Origin of the sequence: Bradyrhizobium sp. th-b2 (genome assembly GCF_000426785.1) — a bacterium.
GTDB classification, from domain to species: domain Bacteria; phylum Pseudomonadota; class Alphaproteobacteria; order Rhizobiales; family Xanthobacteraceae; genus Bradyrhizobium; species Bradyrhizobium septentrionale.
This window is the reverse complement of record NZ_AUGA01000016.1, coordinates 92,456-111,897: the sequence shown is the minus strand read 5'-3', so window position 1 is coordinate 111,897 and position 19,442 is coordinate 92,456. Positions and strand designations below refer to the sequence as shown.

Sequence of the window (19,442 nt, the reverse complement as noted above, 5' to 3'; positions counted from 1 at the left end):
GCATGGCCGGCTCCTTCAGCTTCCGACCAATGACGCGTGGACGACCTGCCGCAGATCAGGCGGTGGCTGGCGTTGCCGCATGTCCGGGAATGGTGGGGCGATCCGGCCGAGCAATATGCGCTGGTCAGCGGCGACCTCGACGAGCCGGCAATGGACCAGTTCATCGTCGCGACCGAGGAGGGCGATATCGGCTACATCCAGTGCTATGATCTGACGGCGTGGAATTCCGGCTTCGGCACGCATCCGGCCGGCACGCGCGGCATCGATCTCTTCATCGGCGAGCCGACGATGATGGTGGGCGGCCGCGGCTCGGCGCTGATCCGCGCCTTTGTCGACGAGCGACTGGCGCAAGGCGCGCCACGCATCGTCACCGATCCCGATCCGGAGAACCCGCGCGCGATCCGCGCCTATGAGAAGGCCGGCTTTCAGAAGCTGCGCATGGTCGAGACGCCTGACGGTCCGGCGCTTCTGATGGCGCGCGACGCATGACGCTCGCGCGCAACCCCGTCACCGGCATTTCAGCTTGGCAATGGCTGGCGATCGCGGCCGCGGTGCTCGCGCTGCAGGCGGCGCTGCTCCATGCGATGGGCCGCTTGCCGATCTGCGCCTGCGGCTATGTCAAACTCTGGCACGGCACGGTGCAGAGCTCGGAGAATTCGCAGCACATCGCCGATTGGTACACGCTGTCGCATGTACTGCACGGCCTGCTGTTCTACGGCCTGACCTTCCTCCTGCTGCCGCGCCTCACCTGGCCGGGGCGGCTGATTGTCGCGATGCTGATCGAGGGCAGCTGGGAGCTCGTCGAAAACTCCAACTGGATCATCGAGCGCTACCGCGCCGGCACCATCTCGCTGGACTATTATGGCGATACCATCGTCAATTCGGTATCGGACACGCTTGCGATGGTTTTAGGCTTCCTGCTGGCGCGCAAGCTGCCGATCGCCGTAACCGTCGCGCTCGGCGTCCTGTTCGAAATCGTGATGCTGCTCCACATTCGCGACAATTTGACACTGAACATCACCATGCTGATCCACCCGTTCGAGGCGATCAGGCAGTGGCAGGCAGGGCCGCCCATCCTTTAGCGGATCATGCCTTGGCAGACCGCCGCTTGCCGAGACCGCGATTTCAACCTAGCTAGAGCCAATGACCGACTTCTCCCCCCGCGAAATCGTTTCTGAACTAGACCGCTTCATCGTCGGCCAGACCGACGCCAAGCGCGCAGTGTCGATTGCGCTGCGCAACCGCTGGCGGCGTCTGCAGCTTGCCGGTTCCCTGCGCGAGGAGGTTCTGCCCAAGAACATCCTGATGATCGGGCCGACCGGCGTCGGCAAGACCGAAATCGCGCGGCGGCTGGCCAAGCTTGCCGGCGCGCCGTTCCTCAAGGTCGAGGCGACCAAGTTCACCGAGGTCGGCTATGTCGGCCGCGACGTCGAGCAGATCGTCCGCGACCTCGTCGAGGTGGCGATCGCGCAGACCCGCGAGCGCAAGCGCAAGGACGTCCAGGCCCGTGCCCAGCTGGCCGCCGAGGAGCGTGTGCTGGATGCGCTGGTCGGCCCGGGATCGAGCCCGGCGACGCGGGAGTCGTTCCGCAAGAAGCTGCGCGCCGGCGAGCTCAACGACAAGGAAATCGAGATCGAGACGCAGTCGGGTGGCAGCGGCATGCCGATGTTCGAGATCCCCGGCATGCCCGGCGCCCAGATGGGTGCAATTTCGCTCGGCGACATCTTCGGCAAGATGGGCGGCCGCAGCAAGACCCGCCGCCTGACGGTGGAAGGCTCGCACGAGATCCTCGTCAACGAAGAATCCGACAAGTTGCTCGACACCGATCAGCTGGTGCAGGAGGCGATCAGCGCGGTCGAGAACAACGGCATCGTCTTCCTCGACGAGATCGACAAGATCTGCGTGCGCGAGAACCGCCAGGGCGGCGACGTCTCGCGCGAGGGTGTGCAGCGCGACCTGTTGCCGCTGATCGAGGGCACCACGGTCTCGACCAAGCACGGCGCGGTCAAGACCGACCACATCCTGTTCATCGCCTCGGGCGCGTTCCACATCGCCAAGCCTTCGGACCTCTTGCCCGAATTGCAGGGCCGCCTGCCGATCCGCGTCGAGCTGCAGGCGCTGTCGCGCGACGACATGCGCCGGATCCTGACCGAGCCGGAAGCGTCGCTGATCAAGCAATATGTCGCGCTGTTGAAGACCGAGGGCGTCACGCTCGACATCACCGACAGCGCGATCGACGCGCTGGCCGACGTCGCGGTCGCGGTCAATTCCACGGTCGAGAACATTGGCGCGCGGCGGCTGCAGACCGTGATGGAACGGGTGCTGGACGAGATTTCCTTCACCGCGCCCGATCGCCACGGCGAGACCATCCAGGTCGACGCCGACTACGTCACCAAGCATGTCGGCGACCTCGCCAAGAACGCCGATCTGAGCCGGTTTATTTTGTAGGCAGTACAGCTAAAATCGTCGTCCCTCCGAAAGCAGGGACCCATAACCACCGGCGCCCGTTGTTGAAGCAAGCTGCAGCCCCAGCGTTCCTCAAACGCAGACTTGTGGTTATGGGTCCCGGCTCGCGCTTCGCTTGGCCGGGACGACAATGAGTTTGAACGTGGGACGGTGGCAAAACCCCTGGCGCTTGATGCTGGCCGTCAACGCGGCTGTGCTGGTCGGGGTGTTCCTGCACAAGATCGCGCTGCCGCCCTTCGTCCCCTACATCCATCTGCTGGTCGATTATCATTACGGCTTCACCAAACGCGCGCTGGTCGGCGCGATCGTCTCGCTGTTCACCGACAAGGTGCCGGTGTGGCTGGTGTTCGCGCTGGCCGGCGCGATCTGGCTGATCACGCTTGGCCTGTTCATCAGGCTGTTTCAGCGGACATTCGGCTTCGACGACGCGCATTGGCCGCTGTTCGTCTTCATTGCGGGATCGCCGTTCTTCCTGAAGAATTTCATGCACACGCTCGGCCATTTCGACATCTATGGCTGCGCGCTCGCGATCGTGCTGCTGCTGATCCCGGCACGCTCGGTCGTGTACGTGGTGATCGCGGCGCTGTTCTCGATCCTGCTGATCCTGGTCCATCACATCTTCGTCCTGATGTATGTGCCGACGATTGCCGCCATCGTTGTGCTGCGCTTCTACCTGATGCAACGCGTGACGCCGCGGAACGCCGCCATCGGACTCGTGGCGCTTGCCGCGGTCGGCATCCTGTTCCTGGTTGCGCAGTTCGCCGGCACGATCGACGTGCCCTATGACGAGTTCATCCGCCATCTGCAAAGCCGGATGGCCGATCCGTCGCGGACCGACCTGCTGGAGTTCGGCTATATCTGGTACCAGCCGCTGTCGAAAGAGTTCGCCGACACCTGGGCGCGCATGCCCTCGAACATCCTCGGCGTTCCGGTCTTTGCCCTCTTGATCGGGCTGCACGCACCGCTGTGGCGCTATTTCGCACGGCTGATCGAAGCGCTCGCGAGCGAACTGCATCGTCGGATCGTGATGTCAGCGCTCGCCGCGATCAGCGCCGGCTATTTCGTGATGTTCGTGACCGTGTTCGACTATTCGCGCTGGATCTCGAATTGGGCGGTCTGCATGTTCCTGATGCTGCACGCCGTGAAGATGCTGCCGACGGCGAAGGACGTGCCGCTGATCTCCTCAGACGATCGCAAGACGACGATGTCAGGCTGGATCGTCACGCTGATCCCGCGCGTTGGGATCGTCCGGCCGTTCTGATCTTTCCGTCGATCGTGCTCAGCGCGCGCGCCGGACGCGCACATAAAGCGCGCCTTCGCCGCCATGGCCGATATGCGCTTCCTCGAAGCCGACCACCAGCGAGCGGAATTCCGGCAGGCTGAGCCATTCCGGCACCTGGCGGCGCAGCACGCCGCGTTCGGAATCGAGCCCGCCGACCTTGCCCTTGCCGGTGATGACGAGCACGAAGGTGAGCCCGTCGCTGTGCGCGCGTTGCAGGAAAGTGAACAGCACGCGATGCGCGCGGATCTGCGTCATGCCGTGGAGATCGAGCCGGGCATCGATCTCCTGCCGGCCACGCGACAGCTTTGCCCGCTCGCGGCGGCCGATCGGTGCCAGCGGCGGCGCTTGCGGGCGCGGCGGCGGCGCAGCCTTGACTGAATTGACCGGCTTGACCGGAATGGGTTTCGCCGCGGCGTGATGGGTGGCCGGGTCAGAGGCAGCGGCATGTGCCTTGGCAGCGGCCGGTCGCTTGCGCAGCGGCTTGACCTGTTTCGCCACGCTCTCCCAGAGCGCACGCTCCTCTTCGCTCAGCGCACGCTTGCGCCGCGACGGAGCGGACAGATCGGGGATCGGCGCGGGTCGTTTCATTGATCGCGGTGATGGCGAGTGCGCCGATAGCGCCGCTTCTCCGGTTGCGGAATGTCAGGCCGGGCTACCGGCAACGGCACCGGTTCTGCCACAGGCGCCGCCTGTGCAACAGAGGTCGTTGCAGCCGGCGCCGGAGACACGGCATCTTTCGCGGCCGAGGTCTGGGCGGCATGATTGGCCGCGTCTTTCGTCGGCCCCTTGGCGAGGCCTGCCGTCGGCACATCCGCAGCCTTCGCCGCCGGCTGGTCCTTCTGCGGATCGGTCTGCGGAAACAGTTTTGCGATCCTGGCCGAGGGCCGTTCGTCCGGGATCGGCAGCTTGTGGCCGCGCGCGACGGGGTCGAGACCCCTGGGCACCAGCATGACGAACTGCATGTTGTGCCGCAGCCGGCCCGAGACCTTGCCGGCGTCGGCGCCGGCGCCGAAATAGAGATCGGCGCGCGCCGGGCCGACGATCGCCGATCCGGTGTCCTGCGCGATCATCAGCCGGTGGAACGGCGTCTTCGATTGCTCGGAATCGATCGGCAACTCGCCGGCGATGAAGAACGGCGTACCGTAGACATGCAGCGCCTTGTCGACTGCGATCGAGCGGCCCGGCGTCAGCGGCACGCCCTGCGCGCCGACGGCCTCGTCCTTGTCGGACAGCGGGACCTGCCGGAAGAACACGTAGGAGCGGTTCGACCGCCGCAGCTCGTTGGCACCGTCAGGGTTCTGCTCCATCCACTCCCTGATTTTCTGCATTGACATCTGGTCCTTCGGGATGATGCCACGATCGATCAGGGCGCGGCCGACCGCCGTATAGGGAAAGCCGTTATGCGCGTCGTAATTGATGCGCAGCGTGGTGCCGTCCTCGAACTTGATCCGCGCCGAGCCCTGGATCTGCGCGAACAGGAGATCGGTCTGGCTCTTCAGCCAGGCGAGCTCGAGCCCGCGGCCGGCGATCGCGCCATCCTCGATCTGGGCGCGGTCGTAATAGGGCACGAGCTTGCGGCGGCCGATCTTGCGGTACACCGCGCCGCCATTGGGCAGGCCAACGGAGTCCTGCGTCTTGCCGCGCACGAACAGGTTGGAGGGGCGGCGATAGACCGGAACGTTGTAGACGTCGGTCCGGGTCCGCGATCCCTCGAGCACCGGCTCGTAGTAGCCGGTGACGAAGCCGGCGTCCTCGCCGAGCCGCGAGATGCGCAGCGGGACGAAATTCTGCTCGAAGAACTCCTTGGCCTTGACGCCGTCGCCGAGCTCGAGCCCCTTGGCGATCCGGCAGGGATCGCGCAGCGAGCTGCCGAGCGCCTTGGAGTCCGCCGGCGCGCCCTGCTGGGCCGCGATCGGCTTGCAGCTGGTGCGAAACGCCTTGTAGGCGGCAAGATGGTCGTCGTCGCTCCAGCCGGAGACATTGGCCCAGGCGAGCGGCTCATACTGGCTGCCGCTGACCTGCAGCGGCAATTCCAGATTGGGATAGGGGATCGGGTGAGAATGCTCGTGCCGCGGCGGCGGGTGCCGGCTCGACCGGTAACGCGCGGCGATCGCCGCGGTAGAGCACAGCACCGCGAGCGCGCAGCACGCGACGGCGAGGCGCCCGTAGCTGAGATGTTTAGTGAGCGCTTCCAGTGCCAACCAGCTTCCAATTCGGATCGCGGGAAGTCGAGTCGCGGGCGAATGTCCAGATGTCGGTGATGTCGGCGACCTTGTCCGGGCTGCCGTCGACGATGGTGCCCGCCTTGTCGCGCGTCACCGAGATCATCTGCGACACGAAACGGACGGTGAGCTGGGTCGAGCGATCGCGCGCCTCGGCGCTGACGATCTCGGCCTTGTCGATCGAAACGAACCGCGTCTCGGTCTTCTGCTCGTGCTTCTCGCGATCCTTGATCGCGGTCTCGAAGCTTTCATAGACCTCGGTCGACAGCAGGTCGCGCAGCGCGCGGCGATCGCCATTGGCGAAGGCCAGCACGATCATTTCATAGGCCGAGCGGGCGCCTGAGAGGAAATGCTGCGGATCGAACGAGGGGTCCTGGACAGCAACAGCGTCGAGACCCTGCGCGAGCGGCGTGCCCGGTTCGGCAGTGCCCTTCCAGCGGTCGGAAGGTTCCGCCGGCTCGGCTGACGGCACCGGCGGTGGCTGGTCGATGACCGATCCCGGCATCGGCACGACGTTGTTATCCTGGCCACGCTGCAAGACGTTGGGAGCGGCGCGATCATAGGGCGGCCGCTCGCTTCCTGTGCGCTGTCCGAGAACGCTGCGCAGGCGCAGGAAGATGAACACGGCCAGCGCCAGGAAGATGATGGTGTAGATATCCACGTCGAATTCGCTTTCTGGTCTCTGCCGGCAACCGGCCGGGGGTCAAAGCGTTCCCGGTCGGGAACGGCAGAGATTACATCACCGTTTGAGTCCGCAGCATGTAGGCACGAAACTATGCCCGGCCAATGGCGCTTTTTGGCACGGGCAAGTGTAGCGCGTTTTAACCCCGGGGGGAAACCCGTTCCTTTCAGGAAATCGCGCATCTTCAATAATTTAGGAAGCTGTTAAGAGATTGGGCGGAGTTGCGCCGGCAGCGCTTTGCCAAGGAATTTGGCCGCACCCCCGCCCCGGCGCGCTCGCTCGTCCTGCTTGTGGACCGAGCCGGGCCTATGATAGCCACTCGCCCGGCATCGGCATTCCCAACACCTTAACGCGTGCCGTCGGACACTCTGTCCATCGAGCGCTGCTCCAGGAGACATTTCATGACCAATGGCAACGGCGCCCCCGTCGAACAGGCCCCTCCCCAGCTCAACGTGCTGGCGCAGTACACCAAGGACCTGTCGTTCGAGAACCCGAATGCGCCCGCCTCGCTCGGCCAGCAGCAGCAGCAGCCGGCGATCAACATTCAGATCAACGTCTCCGCCAACAACCTGTCGGAAAACGAGTACGAGGTGATCCTTTCAGTCGAGGGCAAAGCCGAGACGGCGGGCAAGGTGATGTTCAGCTTCGATCTCGCCTATGCCGGTGTGTTCCGGATCGTGAATGTGCCGAAGGAGAACCTGCACCCGCTGGTCATGATCGAGTGCCCGCGGCTGCTGTTCCCGTTCGCCCGCGAAATCGTCGCGACCTCGGTCCGCGACGGCGGCTTCCCGCCCCTTTTGCTCGACCCCGTCGATTTCCTCGGTCTCTACCGTCAGAACATGGAGCGCCAGGCCGCCGCCCAGGCCGCCTCGGGCGTCAAGCCGAGCTGATCCGGAAAGTTCGAGAGACTTACCCCGTCATCCTGAGGAGCGCGAAGCGCGTCTCGAAGGATCGACGGGCCACCGGCTGGGCCGTTCATCCTTCGAGACGCCGCTTCGCGGCTCCTCAGGATGACGGAAATCGCAGTACTGTCTGATCAAGCCGCCGGGGCTTCAGCTGGCGCTGGCGGCGGCAGATAATCATTCCAGAGCGGCTTGTCGCCGAGCGTGGCAACGAAGGCCCGATGGGCTTCCCGATCCGCGTCAGTGACGCGCGCCAGCAGCGGGGTCTCGCGCTGCCGCCGCGGCGAATCACCATGGCTGCCCGCGCGCGCATCGGAGGTTTCCGACGCCAGGATGAGCTGCGACTGCCGCGCCCCGATCAGGTCGATATAGACCTCGGCCAGCAACTCGGAGTCGAGCAACGCGCCGTGCTTGGTGCGGCGGGAATTGTCGATCTGATAGCGCGAGCAGAGGTCGTCGAGCCGGTTCGACACGCCGGGATGCTTGCGGCGCGCCAGCAGCAGCGTGTCGACCAGCCGGTCCTTCGGGATCACCTTCCGCTTGATGCGATCGAGCTCGGCATTGATGAAGCTGATGTCGAACGACGCGTTGTGGATCACCAGCGGCGTATCGCCGATGAAGGCCAGGAAATCGTCGACCACTTCGTTGAACAGCGGCTTGGAGGCCAGGAACTCGGTCGACAGCCCGTGCACGGCGAACGCTTCCGCCGGCATGTCGCGCTCGGGATTGATGTAGACGTGGTAGGTCTGACCGGTCGGCATGCGGTTGAAGATCTCGACGCAGCCGATCTCGACCAGCCGGTCGCCGCGCAGCGGATCGAGGCCGGTGGTTTCGGTATCGAGAACGATTTCGCGCATGATTTGAAGCAATCCGAAAAGCGGCGAATCAGGTGCGCCGCTTCGGCATCTTAGCAACCTCGGCCAGAATGTCGCGGATACGCGCCCGCACCGGATCAAGTCCGTGCGAGGTATCCACGATGAAATCCGCGCGCTTGCGCTTCTCAGCGTCCGGCATCTGCTTGGCGATGATGGCGTCGAGCTTGGCGGCATCCATGGTGCCGCGGGCCAGCACGCGCTCGCGCTGCAATTCCGGCGAGGTCGTCACGACCACGACGGCATCGACGCGCTTCTCGCCGCCGGTCTCGAACAGCAACGGTATGTCGACGACGACGATGGGTGCACCTGCCGCCTCAGCATCGGCAAAGAATTTCTGCCGCGACGCGCCGAGCATCGGATGCACGATCTGCTCGAGCTGCTTTATCGCTGCAGCGTCGTGCACCACGCGCGCCGACAGCTTGGCGCGGTCGACCTTGCCATTGGTGGTGGTGCCGGGAAAAGCGGCTTCGATCGCCGGCGCGGCTTCGCCTTCGTAGAGTTGATGCACGGCCGCATCGGCGTCGTAGACCGGCACGCCGGCCTCGATGAATAATTTGGCCGTGGTGGATTTCCCCATCCCGATCGAGCCGGTCAGTCCAAGAATCAGCATCGTATCAACATCGGTTCAGCATCTCTCCGTCACCATGCGCCTCACACCGCGAGCAGCTTCTCGCGGCGCAGGAACGCAAGCAGCGACAATAGCGGCAGGCCGAGAATGGTGAAATGGTCGCCATCGATCCGCTCGAACAGATGCACGCCCAGACGCTCAAGCTGGTAGGCGCCGACGCTGGTCGTCACCGACGCCCCGGCCTCGTCGAGATAGGCCTCGATTTCGCCGGCCGCGAGCCGCCGCATCGTCATGCGGGCCACGCTCACATCGTCGAACAGGGCCCTTCCGTCACGCGCCACCGCGACGGCCGAATGTAGCTCGTGGGTCTGCCCGGCGAGCAGGCCGAGCTGCTCGGCGGCCTGCGCGCGGCCGGCAGGCTTGCTGAACATCCGCTGCCCCAGTGCCAGGGTCTGATCGGCGCCGACGACATATTGGCCCGGCTTCTGCCTTGAAATGAACAGCGCCTTCTCGCGCGCGAGCAGCGATGCGATCTCGCCCGGCGCGGAAAGGCCGGAATCCTTCTGCACCGCGCGTTCGTCGATGTCGGCAGGCAGCGCCTCGAAATCGAGCCCGGCGTTTTCGAGCAGCATCTTTCGCGCGCGGCTTTGCGACGCGAGGATCAGCTGCTGGGGGCCGCGCCAAATGCTCATCGTGCTTTGATCACTCCGACGGCCGCGCGCGCTGGCGGTCGTTATAGAGTTTCATGATCGCGGCCGCCGTCTCCTCGATCGAACGCCGCGTCACGTCGAGCAGCGCCCAGTTGAATTTCGCGCTCAGCCGGCGGGCAAAGGCGACCTCGTCGGCCACCGCCTGCTTGTCGATATAGGTGTCGTTGTCACGGTCGCCCATGGTCAGCAAGCGGTTCTGCCGGACCTGGATCAGGCGCTCCGGCGTCGCATGCAGGCTGACCACCAGGGGCTTCTTCAGGGTCTCGAGCTGGTGCGGCAACGGGATGCCCGGCACCAGCGGCACATTCGCGGTGCGGATGCCGCGGTTGGCGAGATAGATCGAGGTCGGCGTCTTCGAGGTACGGGACACGCCGACCAGGACAACGTCGGCGTCCTCGAGGCCTTCGACATGCTGACCGTCGTCATGGATCATCGTGTAGTTCAGCGCGTCGATCCGGGCGAAATACTCCGCGTTGAGCACGTGCTGCGCGCCGACGCGGCCGGTCGTCGCGGCCCCCAGATACGCCTCGAACAACTGCATCACCGGCCCGATGATCGACAGGCTCGGAACGTTGATTTCCTTGCACTTGCCCTCGAGCCGGCCGACCAGGTCCTTCTCCAGCAGCGTGAACAGGACGATGCCGGGCGATTCCTCGATCTCGTCGAGCACGCGATCGAGCTGCTTCTGGCTCCGCACCAGCGGATAGACATGCTCGACCGCAGTGACGTTGGCGTATTGCGCGGCAACCGCGCGCGCCACCGTGATCAGCGTCTCGCCGGTCGAATCAGACACCAGATGCAGGTGGAAATAGTTGGAGGTCGTCGGCACCAGAGCCCCTGTCTATCCTGTGAATCCCTGTGGAGGTCGAGGAGAAGAATCCGGGTCCGCCGCCCGGCCCCTGTATATCTCGCCCCTTTCTTCACAGCACTGCCGAAAAGGACAACTTGACGTCATGGCAAGGATGATAGTGAACCGGTGTGGATTTGTCTCTTGATAAGCTGGCCACCGAGGTGCGCAACCGATTGAGGAGAGGAACAGATTCCGGATACCAGTCTCCACCGGCCGCAATGTTGAGGGATGTGAACAAGCCCGCAAGAACCGCTGGATCGCGTTGCATGAGTCAAATTCACCGCTACTTAGACTCAAACCTTAGATTCTAAACTTAATTAGTTTTAGGAAAGCCGTGTGAGCGGATATGTATCCGTTCCTCGCTTGCAGCGCATTGCTTGCAACGCTGAGCCCGCCTGAGCCCCGCCCGAGTTGTTCCCCGAAAGGCATCCCTGCGATGTACGACTGGATCAAGGCCCTGCACATCGTTGCCGTGATCTCGTGGATGGCGGGAATGCTCTATCTGCCGCGGCTGTTCGTCTATCATTGCGAAGCCGAAGCTGGCTCGAAGCAGTCCGAGACCTTCAAGGTCATGGAGCGGCGGCTTTTGAAGGCAATCATCAACCCGGCGATGATCGTGACCTGGCTGGCCGGGCTTTATCTGGCCTGGGCCGGACACTGGTACCTATCGGGCTGGTTTCACGTCAAGTTTACGCTGGTGCTCGTCATGTCGGGTATCCACGGCTTTTTGTCCCGCTGCGTGAAGGATTTCGCCGTCGACCGGAATCGACGTAGCCAGAAATTCTACCGCATTATCAACGAGGTGCCGACGCTTCTGATGATCCTGATCGTGATCATGGTGGTCGTGAAGCCGTTCTAGACATTGCGATGCCTGGGAAGCATGCTTCAGTTCTTCTTGCGAAGGACGGATCGATTTTCTATATAGGTTTTATCCCACCCCACGCAGGCGGATGTGGTCGCGTTTCGGTTCTTTTCGGGCCGGCGCCGCATCAGGTTTGAAGCCCAAACGGCACTTTCCTGGCTGAGACCTGCGGACCTTCCTTTGGCGTCCGCTTTTTCCAAGCCACCTCGCACCCCTTCCCTACCTACTTCCTCACAGGACGACCCCAATGCGGGAAATCAAACTCCAGGACCTCAAATCGAAAACGCCGGCCGAGCTCGTCTCGTTTGCGGAAGAGAACGGGGTCGAGAATGCCAGCACCATGCGCAAGCAGGAGCTGATGTTCGCAATTCTCAAGCAGCTGGCGATCGCCGAGACCGACATCATCGGTGAAGGCGTTGTCGAGGTGCTGTCCGACGGCTTCGGCTTTCTTCGTTCGCCCGATGCGAACTATCTGCCCGGCCCCGACGACATCTACGTTTCGCCGTCGCAGATCCGCCGTTTCGGCCTGCGTACCGGCGACACGATCGAAGGTCACATTCGCAGCCCGAAGGAAGGCGAACGCTATTTCGCGCTGCTGAAAGTCAACACGCTCAATTTCGAAGATCCGGAAAAGTCGAAGCACAAGGTCAATTTCGACAACCTCACGCCGCTGTTTCCCAATCAGCGTTTTCGCATGGAGCTTGAGGATTCCACCAAGAAAGACCTTTCTGCTCGCGTGATCGATATCGTCGCGCCGATCGGCAAGGGCCAGCGCGCGCTGATCGTGGCGCCGCCGCGCACCGGCAAGACGGTGCTGATGCAGAACATCGCGCACTCCATCACCGCCAATCATCCCGACTGCTATCTGATCGTGCTTCTGATCGACGAGCGTCCGGAAGAAGTCACGGACATGCAGCGCTCGGTGAAGGGCGAGGTGGTGTCGTCGACCTTCGACGAACCCGCCGTGCGTCACGTCCAGGTCGCGGAGATGGTGATCGAGAAGGCGAAGCGCCTCGTCGAGCACGGCCGCGACGTCGTGATCCTGCTCGATTCGATCACGCGCCTCGGCCGCGCCTACAACACCGTGGTGCCGTCATCCGGCAAGGTGTTGACCGGCGGTGTCGACGCCAACGCGTTGCAGCGCCCGAAGCGCTTCTTCGGTGCCGCGCGCAACATCGAGGAGGGCGGTTCGCTGACCATCATCGCGACCGCGCTGGTCGATACCGGCAGCCGCATGGACGAAGTCATTTTCGAAGAGTTCAAGGGCACCGGTAACTCCGAGCTGATCCTCGACCGCAAGGTCTCGGACAAGCGGACCTTCCCGGCGATCGATATTGCCCGCTCCGGCACCCGCAAGGAGGAACTCATCACCGATCCGCAGGTGCTGAAGAAGATGTACGTCCTGCGCCGCATCCTCAATCCGATGGGCACCATGGACGCGATCGACTTCCTGCTCGACAAGCTCCGGAACACCAAGAGCAACTCGGAATTCTTCGATTCCATGAACACCTGAGGCCGCGGCCGAAAAGGATAGGGCGCTCCGCACAAGCGGGGCGCCCTTTTTCATGCTGCGGACTTGCTGCAGCAGGGTGCAGCATAAATTGGGCCATCTTGGCGCATTCAATTTTCATGCAAATGTCTGATACAATTAATTATTTATATCATTGAGGTGTAATCTGGGCTGGCGGTTTCTGCAGCATAATTGTTGCGTGGATGCTGCAACGCAGCATTCTGCGGTATGGCGTGCGGAATCGAAGCGGCATTGCCTTTGCCGATTTGCTGGAAGAAATAGGCGATGCATCCACGCGACCAAACCATCTTCGCGTTGTCCTCGGGACGGCCACCGAGCGCGATCGCCATCGTCAGGCTGTCTGGGCCAATGGCCGAGTCGGTCATTGCTGGCCTGGCCGAGAAGAAGCCGGTTCCGCGGATGGCGACCCGGGCGTTGCTTCGCGATTCGAAGCGCCAACCGATCGATGACGCGATCGTCTTGTGGTTTCCAGGCCCGGCAAGTGCCACCGGCGAGGATGTCGCCGAATTCCATGTCCATGGAGGACGCGCGGTTTTGTCGGCGATGTTCGACGCGATCGCGGCATTCGAGAATGTGCGGCCGGCCGAGCCCGGCGAGTTCACGCGGCGGGCGTTCGAGAACGGCAAGCTCGACCTGACCGAAGCCGAAGGCCTCGACGATCTGATCCACGCCGACACCGACCGCCAGCGGCGCCAGGCACTGCGCCAGCTGAAAGGGCTGCTCGGCGATCGCGCGCGGGACTGGCGCGAGCGGATCATCGCAGCGTCGGCGCTGATCGAGGCCGGGATCGATTTCTCCGATGAAGGCGACGTGCCGGCGGAGCTGATCGCACCGGCGCTCGAGCGGATCCGGACGCTGCATGATGAAATCAAGGAAGTCCTTGCGGGGCAGGGGCAAAGCGAGCGGCTGCGCGACGGCTTGGTGGTCGCGATCACAGGCCCGCCGAACGTCGGCAAATCGACCCTGATCAATCAGCTCGCCCGGCGCGAGGTCGCGATCGTCTCGCCGCATGCCGGCACGACGCGTGATGTGATCGAGGTGCAACTCGATCTCGACGGCTATCCGGTCACGGTGATCGACACCGCAGGGATCCGCGAGACCAATGACCCGGTCGAGCAGGAGGGCGTCCGCCGTGCCCGTGCGCGGGCCGCGGAAGCGGACCTCGTGCTGTGGCTGGCCGACAGCGGCGGCGCAAAGGTCGGGCATGGCGGCACGAGGCCAACCTGGCTGGTGCGAAACAAGATCGACCTCGTCAGGGCTCCGTCGGGCGAGGGAGGCAATCACCCTGAATTCAGGATCTCGGCTGCCCGCGGCGACGGCCTCTCCGAGCTCATCGCCGCACTGGTCGGTTTCGCTCACGACTATTTTGCGACCAGCGAAGGCGGTTTGATCAGCCGGACCCGGCAGCGCGGATTGCTCCAGGAGACCGTCGAATCTCTCCAGCGCAGCATCGACGTGGTCGGGCAGGGCGAGGAACTCGCGGCCGAGGAACTCCGAAGGGCGGCCTATTCGCTGGGCCGTCTGCTCGGTCGGGTTGATGTCGAGGACATCCTGGACGTCATCTTCCGCGAATTCTGCGTAGGGAAGTAGCGACACCCGTCTGTTTCACGTGAAGCATGGTTTCGATCTGGTTAACGAACCCCCGTCCCGTTTCACGTGAAACAATCGCATGGCGTGATCGTGCTGTTTCACGTGAAACACCACCGTCCGTCATTGAGCGCGAAGCGAGTTGCCCCGCCGAAGCCTAGCGAAGGCGGAAGCAGTCCATATCTGCCCCAGCGTGGGTCTCGGCCTGACGACTCCAACTTCGTTCTTCCGGCTTTCATCACTCCGCGATAGAAGTCCCGCCATGACTCCCAGGGCAGACTCATTCGACGTCATCGTCATCGGCGGCGGCCATGCCGGCTGCGAGGCCGCGAGCGCGTCTGCCCGGATGGGCGCGAAGACCGCCCTGGTGACCCATCATTTTGCGACGATCGGCGCGATGTCCTGCAATCCGGCCATCGGCGGGCTCGGCAAGGGCCATCTGGTCCGCGAGGTCGATGCTTTGGACGGCCTGATGGGCCGGGTTGCCGACGCCGGCGGCATCCAGTTCCGCATGCTCAATCGCCGGAAGGGTCCTGCAGTCCGCGGCCCCCGGGCCCAGGCCGACCGCAAGCTCTATGCCGCCGCGATGCAGGCGGCGATCACCGAGACCGCGAACCTGGGCGTCATCGAGGGCGAGGCGGACGAACTGATCGTCGTCGATGGCCGCGTGACCGGTATCCGCCTGGGCGACGGCCGGCAGCTTTCCGCGGGTGCGGTTGTCATCACGACCGGCACCTTCCTGCGTGGCCTGATCCATCTCGGCGAGAAGAACTGGCCGGCGGGTCGGGTCGGCGAGGCGCCGGCCATGGGCCTGTCTGCCTCGTTCGAACGGGCAGGATTTGTGCTCGGCCGGCTCAAGACCGGGACGCCTCCGCGCCTCGACGGCACCACGATCGACTGGTCCGCGGTCGAAATGCAGCCCGGGGACGACCCGCCGGAGCCATTTTCGGTGATGACGGACCGGATCACGACGGCACAGATCCAGTGCGGCATCACCCGGACCACGCCGGCGACGCATGAGGTGATCCGGGCCAATGTGCATCGTTCGCCGATGCATTCCGGCCAGATCAAGAGCTCCGGACCGCGCTATTGCCCCTCGATCGAGGACAAGATCGTCCGGTTCGGCGATCGCGACGGCCATCAGATCTTCCTGGAGCCGGAAGGGCTCGACGACACCACGGTCTATCCCAACGGCATCTCGACCTCGCTGCCGGAGGAAGTCCAGCTCGCGATCCTCGCCAGCATCCCCGGCCTCGAGCGGGTGAAGATGGTCCGGCCGGGCTATGCGATCGAGTACGACCACGTCGACCCCAGGGAGCTCGATCCGACCCTGCAGACCAAGCGTCTGCGCGGGCTTTTCTTGGCCGGCCAGATCAATGGCACCACCGGTTACGAGGAGGCGGCGGGGCAGGGCATCGTCGCCGGGCTTAATGCCGCGCAGGCGGCCGGCGGTGCCGACCCGATCGTGTTCGACCGCGCCGACGGCTATCTCGGGGTGATGATCGACGACCTCGTCACCCGCGGGATCACCGAACCCTATCGCATGTTCACCTCGCGCGCCGAATACCGGCTGACGCTGCGCGCCGACAATGCCGACCAGCGGCTGACCGACAAGGGTATCGCACTCGGATGCGTCGGAACGGCGCGCGCGGAGCGTCACCGGACCAAGATGGCGGCGCTGGAGGGCGCCAAGACCTTGGCGAAGTCGCTCGCGATCACCCCCAACGAAGCGGCCAAGCACGGGCTGTCGCTCAACCGCGACGGACACCGACGCTCGGCGTTTGAGCTGCTGGCTTATCCCGACATTGAATGGCCCGCGGTCCAGGCGATCTGGCCGGAGCTGTCTGCCATTGACCCTGTTATCGCGGTGCATCTCGAGATCGATGCCAAATACGATGTCTATCTGAAGCGCCAGACCGCCGACGTCGACGCCTTCCGGCGCGACGAGGGCCTGGTCCTGACCGATGTCGACTATGCCGACGTTCCCGGGCTCTCGAACGAAGCGCGCGCCAAGCTGCAGAAGGCGCAGCCGCGGACGGTCGGGCAGGCGGGCCGGATCGACGGCATGACGCCTGCGGCGCTCGGTATATTGGCCGCCTATCTGCGGCGCGAAGCGCGACGGAAATCAGCCAAGAGCCTCGGCCTGACGTTTCACGTGAAACGTGGGCGCTGAGCGCTTATCTTTGCAGGGCGGAGGCGATTCCATCGCCTCCGAGCCCGCGGTCTACTTCCCTTTCGTTCAGACAGCCCGACCTACGCCCAGAATGGCCCCAGCCTCGCAACCCGCAGAACTCACCGTCTCCGCCAACGACAAGGCGGCAGCGCTCGCGCTCACCCCTGTTTCACGTGAAACAGAGGCGCGGCTCGACCGCTACATCGCCCTTCTCCTTGAATGGCAGGCGAAGACCAATCTCGTCGCGCCCTCCACCCTGCCAAACCTCTGGACCCGTCATATCTCCGACTCGCTGCAGCTTCTCAGCCTCGCGCCAACGGCAAAGTCCTGGGTCGATCTCGGCAGCGGCGGCGGTTTTCCCGGCGTCGTGCTGGCCTGTGCTTTGGCCGAGACATCAGGCGCTTCGATCCATCTGGTTGAGCGAATCGCCAAGAAGGCCGCATTCTTGCGCGAGGCTGTCAGAGTGACGGTGTCACCGGGGACGGTGCATCTGGCTGATATCGGGGATACTGTGGATAGAATCGCAGGGCCCATCGATTGCGTCACCGCGCGGGCGCTGGCTCCGTTACATCAACTGATCGGCTTTGCGGAGCCGTGGGTCAAAAAGGGCGCCAAGGCGCTGTTTTTGAAGGGTCAAGATGTAGAGGCCGAATTGACCGAGGCCACTAAATATTGGATTATTGAGCCAAAGCTACACGCCAGCCGTACCGGCGGACAGGGCTGGATCGTCGAACTCGGGTCAATCGAGCGGCGCTAGGGGACTCCGCAAGAGCAAATGGTATTTTGGTATGACTGTGATGGACGAGGTTTATCAAGAGGATAGGGCGACCCAGCCGTCCGGCCATCCGCGCATCCTGTCGCTCGCCAATCAGAAGGGCGGCGTCGGCAAGACAACCACGGCGATCAACCTTGGCACAGCACTCGCAGCGATTGGCGAACGGGTCCTGATCGTCGATCTCGACCCCCAGGGCAATGCCTCGACCGGCCTCGGCATCGATCGCCGCAACCGCAGCTGCTCGACCTACGACGTCCTAATCGGCGAGGCGCCGCTGCGCGATGCCGTGGTCGCGACCGCGGTGCCGCGGCTGCACATCGCCGCCTCCACCATGGATCTCTCCGGCCTCGAGCTCGAACTCGGCACCACGCCGGGCCGCGCGTTCCGGCTGCGCGATGCGATCGCCGGGCTCAACAACAACGTCTCGCCGGAAGCCGACTACACCTACGTGCTGATCGACTGCCCGCCCTCGCTCAACCTGCTCACCGTAAATGCAATGGCGGCGTCGGATGCGATCCTGGTGCCGCTGCAATGCGAGTTCTTCGCGCTCGAAGGTCTGTCGCAATTGCTGCAGACCGTGGAGCAGGTGCGCTCGACGCTCAATCCGAGCCTGTCGATCCACGGCATCGTGCTGACCATGTTCGACTCGCGCAACAACCTCTCCAACCAGGTCGTTGCCGACGTGCGCCAGTTCATGGGCGACAAGGTCTACGACACCATGATCCCGCGCAACGTGCGCATCTCGGAAGCACCGTCCTACGGCAAGCCCGTGCTGGTCTACGATCTCAAATGCGCCGGCAGCGATGCGTATCTCAAGCTCGCCACCGAAGTGATCCAGCGCGAGCGCGAGCTGCGCGCGCATTGACGGTGCGCCGGATGGGTGGAGCGCAGCGAACCCGATCTCGGCACATGACGGCAGCGATGGGCTTCGCTGCGCTCGACCCATCCACCGATTCTGAAATTCAAGTCTGGAGTACTGCGCGTGAATCCAAGGGAGCTCGCAACAATGGCCGATGAAGCGCGTTCGCGACTGGGGCGCGGGCTGGCAAGCCTGATCGGAGATGTCGGCGGCGAGGCCGCGCATGTCGAGCGGCCGCGCAACCAGCGCAAGGTGCCGATCGAATTTCTCAAGGCCAACCCGCGCAACCCGCGGCGCAGCTTCGCCGACGCCGAGCTCGGCGAGCTTGCCGATTCGATCAAGGCGCGCGGCGTGATCCAGCCGATCGTGGTGCGCGCCATCAAGGGCGTGCAGGACCGCTACGAGATCATCGCCGGCGAACGCCGCTGGCGCGCCTCGCAGCTCGCCGGGCTGCACGAAGTGCCGATCGTGCCGGTCGAGGTCTCTGATGCCGACGCGCTCGAGATCATGATCATCGAGAACGTCCAGCGCGAAGACTTGAATGCGATGGAAGAGGCGCAGGGCTATCACGCGCTCGCCGACGAGTTCAAACGCAACCAGGAAGACATCGCCAAGATCGTCGGCAAGAGCCGCAGCCACGTCGCCAACATGATGCGGCTGACCAAGCTGCCCGCCGAGGTGCAGGCACTGATCTCCAAGGGCGATCTCTCCGCCGGCCACGCCCGCGCACTGATCGGGGTGCCGGATCCGCTCGCTGCCGCGAAGCGCATCGTCGCCGAGGGCCTCAACGTCCGCCAGGCCGAGGCGCTGGCGCATGAGGAGGGCGTCCCGGAGCGCAAGCCGCAGAAGGCGCGCAGTGGCAGTGCGGCCAAGGTCGACAAGGATGCCGACACGCTGGCGCTCGAGAAGCGCGTCAGCGATGCGCTCGGCCTTGCCGTCACCGTCAGCCACCGCGATCCCGGCGGCACCGTCCAGATCAGCTACCGCAACCTCGAGCAGCTCGACGAGGTGGTGCGGCGGCTGGAGGGCGGTTAGTCCGGCGGCATCCGTCTCCGTCATTGCGAGGAGCGATAGCGACGAAGCAATCCATCCCTCTGC

At 64.1% G+C, this 19,442-nt stretch carries 19 protein-coding genes and 1 pseudogene; 12 read left to right on the top strand and 8 right to left on the bottom strand.

Going from position 1 to position 19,442, the window contains the following annotated elements:
- Positions 1-2: 2 nt before the first annotated feature.
- From K359_RS52475 to K359_RS0120250, 4 genes and pseudogenes are all read left to right on the top strand, one after another.
- Positions 3-489, top strand: a pseudogene (locus tag K359_RS52475) (GNAT family N-acetyltransferase).
- Positions 486-1,082, top strand: coding sequence for a DUF2585 domain-containing protein (locus K359_RS0120260; RefSeq protein WP_029080984.1), 597 nt, complete (start codon positions 486-488; stop codon positions 1,080-1,082). Before K359_RS52475 ends, K359_RS0120260 begins: the two are co-directional and overlap by 4 nt.
- A 61-nt stretch (positions 1,083-1,143) precedes the next feature.
- Positions 1,144-2,448: an ATP-dependent protease ATPase subunit HslU gene (gene hslU / locus K359_RS0120255; RefSeq protein ID WP_029080983.1), complete on the top strand. Its 1,305-nt coding sequence runs from the start codon at positions 1,144-1,146 to the stop codon at positions 2,446-2,448.
- A 148-nt stretch (positions 2,449-2,596) separates the two neighbouring features.
- Positions 2,597-3,727: a hypothetical protein gene (locus K359_RS0120250; protein ID WP_035976805.1), complete on the top strand. Its 1,131-nt coding sequence runs from the start codon at positions 2,597-2,599 to the stop codon at positions 3,725-3,727.
- An 18-nt stretch (positions 3,728-3,745) separates the two neighbouring features.
- On the opposite strand, the gene K359_RS0120245 is transcribed toward K359_RS0120250, so the two are convergent.
- Genes K359_RS0120245 through K359_RS0120235 form a run of 3 tightly spaced genes read right to left on the bottom strand, consistent with a single transcriptional unit; the run spans position 3,746 to position 6,631 of the window.
- Complete coding sequence (locus K359_RS0120245) at positions 3,746-4,336, bottom strand: Smr/MutS family protein (protein ID WP_029080981.1); 591 nt, start codon at positions 4,334-4,336, stop codon at positions 3,746-3,748.
- Entirely contained in the window at positions 4,333-5,949 is a 1,617-nt protein-coding gene (locus tag K359_RS0120240) for an MltA domain-containing protein (RefSeq protein ID WP_371261171.1), read from the bottom strand. Before K359_RS0120240 ends, K359_RS0120245 begins: the two co-directional genes overlap by 4 nt.
- Positions 5,927-6,631: a Tim44/TimA family putative adaptor protein gene (locus tag K359_RS0120235; protein ID WP_029080979.1), complete on the bottom strand. Its 705-nt coding sequence runs from the start codon at positions 6,629-6,631 to the stop codon at positions 5,927-5,929. The genes K359_RS0120240 and K359_RS0120235 overlap by 23 nt, the downstream gene beginning before the upstream one ends.
- 422 nt (positions 6,632-7,053) lie before the next feature.
- On the opposite strand from K359_RS0120235, the gene secB reads away from it, so the two are divergent.
- The gene (gene secB / locus K359_RS0120230) at positions 7,054-7,542 is read left to right on the top strand and encodes a protein-export chaperone SecB (protein WP_029080978.1); all 489 of its coding nucleotides are present in this window, start codon (positions 7,054-7,056) and stop codon (positions 7,540-7,542) included.
- A gap of 146 nt (positions 7,543-7,688) precedes the next feature.
- Here the strand turns inward: secB and dnaQ are convergent, their stop codons facing one another.
- From dnaQ to K359_RS0120210, 4 genes are read right to left on the bottom strand one after another with little or no spacing between them, the layout of a single operon-like run.
- On the bottom strand, positions 7,689-8,411 hold the full coding sequence (gene dnaQ, locus K359_RS0120225) for a DNA polymerase III subunit epsilon (RefSeq protein ID WP_029080977.1): 723 nt from the start codon (positions 8,409-8,411) through the stop codon (positions 7,689-7,691).
- Between the two features lie 28 nt (positions 8,412-8,439).
- On the bottom strand, positions 8,440-9,039 hold the full coding sequence (coaE, locus tag K359_RS0120220) for a dephospho-CoA kinase (protein ID WP_029080976.1): 600 nt from the start codon (positions 9,037-9,039) through the stop codon (positions 8,440-8,442).
- Between the two features lie 41 nt (positions 9,040-9,080).
- Positions 9,081-9,689, bottom strand: coding sequence for a Maf family protein (locus K359_RS0120215; protein ID WP_029080975.1), 609 nt, complete (start codon positions 9,687-9,689; stop codon positions 9,081-9,083).
- A gap of 10 nt (positions 9,690-9,699) precedes the next feature.
- Entirely contained in the window at positions 9,700-10,536 is an 837-nt protein-coding gene (locus K359_RS0120210) for a pyruvate, water dikinase regulatory protein (protein ID WP_029080974.1), read from the bottom strand.
- 457 nt (positions 10,537-10,993) lie between these two features.
- On the opposite strand from K359_RS0120210, the gene hemJ reads away from it, so the two are divergent.
- Together hemJ and rho are read left to right on the top strand one after the other, a co-directional pair.
- Positions 10,994-11,416, top strand: a complete 423-nt coding sequence (hemJ, locus tag K359_RS0120205) for a protoporphyrinogen oxidase HemJ (protein ID WP_029080973.1) — start codon at positions 10,994-10,996, stop codon at positions 11,414-11,416.
- A gap of 250 nt (positions 11,417-11,666) precedes the next feature.
- Positions 11,667-12,932 (top strand): transcription termination factor Rho, encoded by a 1,266-nt coding sequence (rho, locus tag K359_RS0120200; protein WP_021078151.1) that lies wholly within the window; start codon positions 11,667-11,669, stop codon positions 12,930-12,932.
- Positions 12,933-13,075: 143 nt separating this feature from the next.
- On the opposite strand, the gene K359_RS0120195 is transcribed toward rho, so the two are convergent.
- Positions 13,076-13,315, bottom strand: coding sequence for a hypothetical protein (locus K359_RS0120195; protein WP_245284669.1), 240 nt, complete (start codon positions 13,313-13,315; stop codon positions 13,076-13,078).
- On the opposite strand from K359_RS0120195, the gene mnmE reads away from it, so the two are divergent.
- From mnmE to K359_RS0120170, 5 genes are all read left to right on the top strand, one after another.
- Complete coding sequence (gene mnmE, locus K359_RS0120190; RefSeq protein WP_029080971.1) at positions 13,215-14,540, top strand: tRNA uridine-5-carboxymethylaminomethyl(34) synthesis GTPase MnmE; 1,326 nt, start codon at positions 13,215-13,217, stop codon at positions 14,538-14,540. The two genes, K359_RS0120195 and mnmE, sit on opposite strands and share 101 nt — an antisense overlap.
- Before the next feature lie 259 nt (positions 14,541-14,799).
- On the top strand, positions 14,800-16,710 hold the full coding sequence (gene mnmG / locus K359_RS0120185; RefSeq protein WP_029080970.1) for a tRNA uridine-5-carboxymethylaminomethyl(34) synthesis enzyme MnmG: 1,911 nt from the start codon (positions 14,800-14,802) through the stop codon (positions 16,708-16,710).
- 91 nt (positions 16,711-16,801) lie between these two features.
- Positions 16,802-17,467, top strand: a complete 666-nt coding sequence (gene rsmG / locus K359_RS0120180; RefSeq protein ID WP_029080969.1) for a 16S rRNA (guanine(527)-N(7))-methyltransferase RsmG — start codon at positions 16,802-16,804, stop codon at positions 17,465-17,467.
- A 31-nt stretch (positions 17,468-17,498) separates the two neighbouring features.
- Positions 17,499-18,350 (top strand): ParA family protein, encoded by an 852-nt coding sequence (locus tag K359_RS0120175; RefSeq protein ID WP_029080968.1) that lies wholly within the window; start codon positions 17,499-17,501, stop codon positions 18,348-18,350.
- Positions 18,351-18,491: 141 nt separating this feature from the next.
- A complete protein-coding gene (locus tag K359_RS0120170) occupies positions 18,492-19,379 on the top strand; it encodes a ParB/RepB/Spo0J family partition protein (protein ID WP_029080967.1) in 888 nt (295 codons plus the stop codon).
- Positions 19,380-19,442: the final 63 nt, after the last annotated feature.